The sequence below is a fragment of the Mesorhizobium sp. M4A.F.Ca.ET.020.02.1.1 genome, assembly GCF_004022645.1.
Classification (GTDB): Bacteria; Pseudomonadota; Alphaproteobacteria; order Rhizobiales; family Rhizobiaceae; genus Mesorhizobium.
Genome location: NZ_RZOI01000389.1, coordinates 1 through 5,671, shown reverse-complemented (window position 1 = coordinate 5,671; position 5,671 = coordinate 1). Strand labels below are relative to the sequence as shown.

The window sequence follows — 5,671 nt, the reverse complement described above, 5'->3', positions numbered from 1 at the left end:
AGTAGTATCGGTCCGGGCGTGCAGTTGGGGGGCGGGTTCTCCGCTGGGTATCTTGAGTATCGGTAGCAAATCGCAGATCGTGAAGGACGCGCTTCGGGCGTGCCGCCGCTATTTCCTGGTCGCGGCCGCCTTCAGCCTGGCGATCAATCTGCTCTATCTCGCCTCGCCCCTCTACATGCTGCAGATCTACGACCGTGTCGTCACCAGCGGCAGCCAGACCACACTGGTGATGCTGACGCTTGTGCTGCTGGTCGCCTTCATGGCGCTGGCCGGCCTCGACCTGGTGCGCGCCTGGATCCTGACGCGCGCCAGCGCGCGCCTCGATCGGCTGCTTTCGGCCAGGATCCTGGCCGCATCGGTCGAAACGCCGTCGCAGGGCGCCTCGCAGAGCCAGCCGATCCGCGACTTCGACACGTTCCGGCAGGTCATCACCGGCAGCGGTATCCACGCGCTGTTCGACCTGCCCTGGTCACCGATCTACATCGGCATCATCTTCCTGCTGCATCCCTGGCTCGGCTTCTTCGCGCTCGGCTCCGCACTGCTGCTCATCGCCATGGCGGTGCTAAACGAATATCTGGTGCGCGCGCCGCTGAAGCAGGCCAACGACATCGCGACGACCAACTACAATTTCACCGAGATGAGCCTCAGGAATTCGGAGGTCGTTCGCGCCATGGGCATGATCGACGGCCTTATCCGCCGCTGGGGCCGCGACCGCAACCTAGCGCTCTTGCGCCAGGCGCAAGCGAGCGACCGCGCCGCGCTGATGACGGGGCTGATCCGCTTCCTGCGCCTGACCATGCAGTCGCTCATACTCGGCCTCGGCGCCTATCTGGTGATCGAACGGCAGACCACAGCCGGCTCGATGTTCGCGGCCAGCCTCCTGCTCGGTCGCGGCCTGCAGCCGGTCGAGCAGATCGTCGGCCTTTGGCGCAGCCTGATCCTGGCGCGCGCGGCACTTGCGCGAGTGCGCAGGCTGGTCGACGGCGACGCGAAGGACGAACGCTCGTTCAACCTGCCGAAACCCTCCGGCAAGATCTCGGTCGAGCAGGTGAGTTTTGCCATTCCGAACCTGCAGAAAGTACTGCTGCGGGATGTCTCCTTCCGGCTCGAGGCGGGCGAGGCCCTCGGCATCGTCGGCCCTTCCGGCGCCGGCAAGTCGACGCTAGCCAGGCACCTCGCCGGCGTCATGCAGCCGAGCCGCGGTACCGTCAGGCTGGATGGGGCCGACATGTCGCATTGGGGGCGCGATACGTTGGGCGACCATATCGGCTACCTGCCGCAGGACATCGAGCTCTTCGCCGACACCGTCGCCGCCAACATCGGCCGCTTCAAGACCAATGTCGACCAGGAGGTGATCGAGGCCGCGCGGCTCGCCGGCGTACACGACATGATCATCCGCCTGCCGCAGGGCTACGAGACGCAGATCGGCGAAGGCGGCGCGGTGCTGTCGGGCGGTTATCGCCAGCGCATCGCCCTTGCCCGGGCGGTGTTCGGCACTCCGAACCTGATCGTCCTCGACGAGCCGAGTTCCAACCTCGACGCCGACGGCGACCGCGCGCTCAGCGACTGCGCGATCGAGCTCAAGCGCCGTGGCAGCACTGTCATCATCGTCTCGCACCGGCCCTCGACGCTCGCCAATGTCGACAAGATCCTTTTGCTGCGCGATGGCGCGGTCGAAGCCTTCGGCATGCGGAACGAAATCGTGGCGCTGCTCAACCAGCGCCAGGCTCCGATCGCCGTGGCAACCCAATGAACTGCGAAAGGAGAGACGTTTGAGCGACAGCGCCCTCACTTACCGCAGCCTGCCCGGCGAAGCCGGCATCCCGGCCCCGGATTCGATCCGGATGCCGGCCCTGATTGGCCTGTTGATCATCCTCGCCTTCTTCGGCGTCTTCGGCGGCTGGGCCGCCTTCGCCCCGCTGAACGGCGCCGTGCTCGCCGAGGCGGTCGTCAAGGTGGAGGGCAACCGCAAGAGCCTCCAGCATTTCGATGGCGGGACGGTAAAGGAGATCCGCGTCAAGGACGGCGATATCGTCCAGAAGGGCCAGGTCCTGCTGCTGTTGGACGACACCAGGCTGCGCTCCGAGTTCAATCTCTACGCCCAGCAGTACGCCCTGCTGCGTGCCACCGATGCCAGGATCCGGGCCGAGCTCGACGGCAGCCAGGAAGTTGCCTTCCCGAAGGATATCGCGGGCGAGCACCAGGCCTATCTCCAGGACGCGATGGCCAACCAGGTCGCCGATCTCGAAAGCCAGCGCGCCTCGATGGCCGGCGCCAGGCAGATCCTCGAGAAGCGGATCGCCGAGCTCGACGAGCAGATCGAGGGCAAGCAGGCGCGCGTCGATTCCTATCGCGCCCAGTTGCAATCGACCGTCGACGAGAAGGCGAGCCTCGGCAAGCTGCTCAAGGCCGGACTGACGACCCGCCCGCGCATCCTGGAGCTCGACCGATCCGCCTCGGACCTGCAGGGCCTGATCGACGAGAACCTGGGCGCCATTGCCGGCAGCCGGCAGACCAAGGCCGAGCTCGAGAGCCAGATCGCGCAACTGTCCAACGAACGCCGGGCCAAGCTTTCGGCGATGATGATCGAGACGCAGTCCAACCTGGCCGATCTCGTGCCCAAGATGTTCGCGGCCCAGGCCGCCATGGACCGTGCCGAGGTGCGCGCGCCCTATGACGGCCAGGTGATGGACCTCAGCGTCTTTTCGATCGGAGCGATCGTCGCGCCGGGCCAGACCATCCTCGATATCGTGCCGACGCAGAATTCGCTGATCGTCCAGGCGCAGGTCCGCGTCGAGGACATATCGAGCCTCAGGTCCGACATGACGGCCGAAGTCCGCTTCACCTCCTACAAGCAGCGCTCGATACCGATCATCCATGGACACGTCACCCGCATTTCGGCTGACCGTATTACCGACAGCAAGACAGGCCTTCCCTACTATGTCGCCGACATTGCGGTCGATCCGGCCGAACTGGCCGCCGCCCCTCAGATATCGCTCTATCCAGGCATGCCGGCCTCGGTGATGATCGTCACCGAGGAGCGCACGGCGCTCGATTACATATTGGGGCCGCTGGTGACATCGTTCCACACCGCCTTCCGGCAGAAATAGCCGCCGCGGCGACGGCCGGATCAGTGATCCGTATCGAAAGGGCGCTCAGTCGGTCCTGATCCAGACGCCCTTGGTGTTCAGATACTCATCGAGGTGCTCGGTGCCGCCTTCGCGTCCGTAGCCGCTCATCTTGTAGCCGCCGAACGGCACCGCCGGGTCGATCGCGTGATAGGTGTTGACCCAGACTGATCCGGCGCGGAGCCGATTGGCCAGCCGGTGCGCCTTGCCGATATCGTGCGTGAACACGCCGGCGGCGAGCCCATAGGGCGTGTCGTTGCCCCGCCGCACCGCCTCATCCAACGTGTCGAACGGCAGCGCCGAGATGACCGGGCCGAAAATCTCCTCTTTGGCGATGCGCATGTCGTCGGTCACGCCGGCGAACACGCCCGGCGTGATGAAATTGCCCAAGGCAAGCGCACCCTCGGTGACGCGCGCGCCGCCGGTCAACAGGCCAGCTGCGCCGACAGGGCCAGCGGGCCGATATCCGTCTTGTCCTCCAATGGGTGGCCGACGGTGATGCGGTTGGTGCGTTCCACCAACGCTTCGATGAAGCGGTCGTAGACGCTGGCCTCCACGAAGCAGCGCGAGCCGGCGACGCAGGTCTGGCCCGCAGCTGCGAAGACGCCCGAAACGACCCCATTAACGGCCTTTTCGATATCAACGTCGGAAAAGATCACGTGGGGAGATTTGCCGCCGAGTTCCATCTGGCACTGCGCAAGGTTGGTCGCCGCGTTAGCAGCAATTTTACGGCCGGTATCCGTGCTGCCGGTGAAGACGTATTTTGCGATGCCCTTTTGCCGCGTCAGCGCGTCGCCGGTTACCGCACCCGTTCCCGAGACGACGTTGACAACGCCGGCCGGAAACCCCGCTTCCATGATTAGCTCGGCCAAGGCCAGCGTCGAGGCCGTCGCGTGCTCGGAAGGCTTGATGACGATGGTGTTGCCAATCGCCAAACAGGGAGCGAGCGTTCCTGTCAACATCATCAGCGGCGAGTTCCAGGGTGTGATCATGCCGACGACGCCGATCGGTTCGCGCATGTTGAAGTTGAGCTGGTCCAGCTTGTTGACCGGGATCGTATCGCCCTGCAGTTTGTCAGCCATGCCGGCAAAGTAAGTGTAAGAGTCCGGGATTGAGCGCATCTGCGCCCGCATTTCCTTGATCAGCTTGCCATTGTCGCGTGTTTCGATCAGCGCGAGGTCGTCGGCATTAGCGAGAACTAGATCGGCCAGCTTGCGCACCAGCTTACCGCGATCGGTCTGCGTCATACGTCGCCAGGCAGGATTGACGAATGCCTTTTGCGCCGCCTCAACCGCCACTCGCACATCGTTGGCGTCGGCTTCCGCAAACTGATACCAGGCCTCCGCGGTGGTCGGGTCGAAACTGTCCAGGTAGCGACCGGATGTCGGTTCGACAAACCGGCCGTCGATAAAGAGGTTGAGGCGCATTCCCTCGAGCGATTTCACCGTCGTCTTCATCGTCGCTTCCTGATTTCGGGTTAGTCTTGAATGGCCTGATGCCACGAGCGGGCCTCGCCCTCGATCATTGCCAGTCGCCCGCCGTCGCCGGAATCCATGTAGATGCCAAAGCGTTCCTGCTTGCGCTCGCGGACATAGCGGCGGAGCATCGCCCGCAATTCCCGGGTCGGGATGAGGTCATAGGGCAGCTTGTCAATGGCAAAGAACCGCAGGTCTTCCGGCAGGTCGCGCCCTTGTCCGCCATCGGCAAGTCGGGCGCGATAAATTAGATAACCGGGGTCGCAGTCAGCAACATCGAAGATCGAGTAAAGAAAGGTGTTGTCTGACAGCAGCTTGAGGGATTTTCCGTCGTTGAGCGGCAGTTCGCTGCCGGCCTTACGGCGTTTGGCCGTTGGCAGAGCCCAGCCACCGCTTCCATCCGCTCGCAGCAGGATCTCACCGCTGGCTTCGATCAGATAACCGATGATCATGTTGTGCGAGGCCAGCCAGCCGGACGGCAGCGGATCCTTGACGCTCGCGTATCGGCCGCGGCAAAAGCCCAGCGGCGCTGAAGGGCTCGTACCGAAAGCCTGCACCTGGCCGATCAGGATGACATGATCGCCTGCATCGACCCTGTTGTAGATCGTGCAGTCGAACCAGGTAAGGCTGTCCGTCAGGATTGGCGCGCCGGTATGAACGCGGTCGTGATTGACGGACTGGAATTTATCGGGGGATTTCGAGGCGAAGATCGCCGAGATGTCGACCTGTCCCTCATGTAGCAGGTTAACCGCAAAGGAATCCGCCGTCGTAAAGGCAGCAAAGCTTGACGCCGATTTTGCGACGCAGACGAGCAGCAGCGGCGGATCGAGCGAAACCGAGGTGAAGGAATTGGCCGTCATGCCGCGCGGATTGCCGTCCGTGTCCCGCGTGGTGATGATGGTGACGCCGGTGACAAAGGTTCCGAAAGCCCGACGCAACGCGATTGGGTCGATGGCCGTCGGAATCTTTGCGGTTCCCGTGGTCAACATGGGATCAGCGCCTCCTGTTGGTTGTCAGTTGAAGGCTAACCGCAAGAAGAGCGACCTTCTTCCTTCACTCAGCTGGAAG

Annotated in this window: 4 protein-coding genes and 1 pseudogene; 3 read left to right on the top strand and 2 right to left on the bottom strand. The window is 63.6% G+C overall.

Features of this window, described 5'->3' with window-relative positions; translation table 11 throughout:
- Positions 1-58 precede the first annotated feature (58 nt).
- Positions 59-1,753, top strand: coding sequence for a type I secretion system permease/ATPase (locus tag EN742_RS21945; protein ID WP_127406192.1), 1,695 nt, complete (start codon positions 59-61; stop codon positions 1,751-1,753).
- A 19-nt stretch (positions 1,754-1,772) separates the two neighbouring features.
- Entirely contained in the window at positions 1,773-3,110 is a 1,338-nt protein-coding gene (locus tag EN742_RS21940; RefSeq protein ID WP_127406189.1) for an HlyD family type I secretion periplasmic adaptor subunit, read from the top strand.
- A 45-nt stretch (positions 3,111-3,155) separates the two neighbouring features.
- Here EN742_RS21940 and EN742_RS21935 read toward each other — a convergent pair.
- Positions 3,156-4,585 (bottom strand): annotated as a pseudogene (locus tag EN742_RS21935) (aldehyde dehydrogenase).
- 20 nt (positions 4,586-4,605) lie between these two features.
- Complete coding sequence (locus tag EN742_RS21930; protein WP_245492375.1) at positions 4,606-5,541, bottom strand: flavin reductase; 936 nt, start codon at positions 5,539-5,541, stop codon at positions 4,606-4,608.
- Between EN742_RS21930 and EN742_RS39505 the strand changes: the two genes are divergently transcribed.
- On the top strand, positions 5,444-5,671 hold a 228-nt coding region (locus tag EN742_RS39505; RefSeq protein ID WP_245492376.1), incomplete at its 3' end, for a hypothetical protein. The genes EN742_RS21930 and EN742_RS39505 overlap by 98 nt on opposite strands.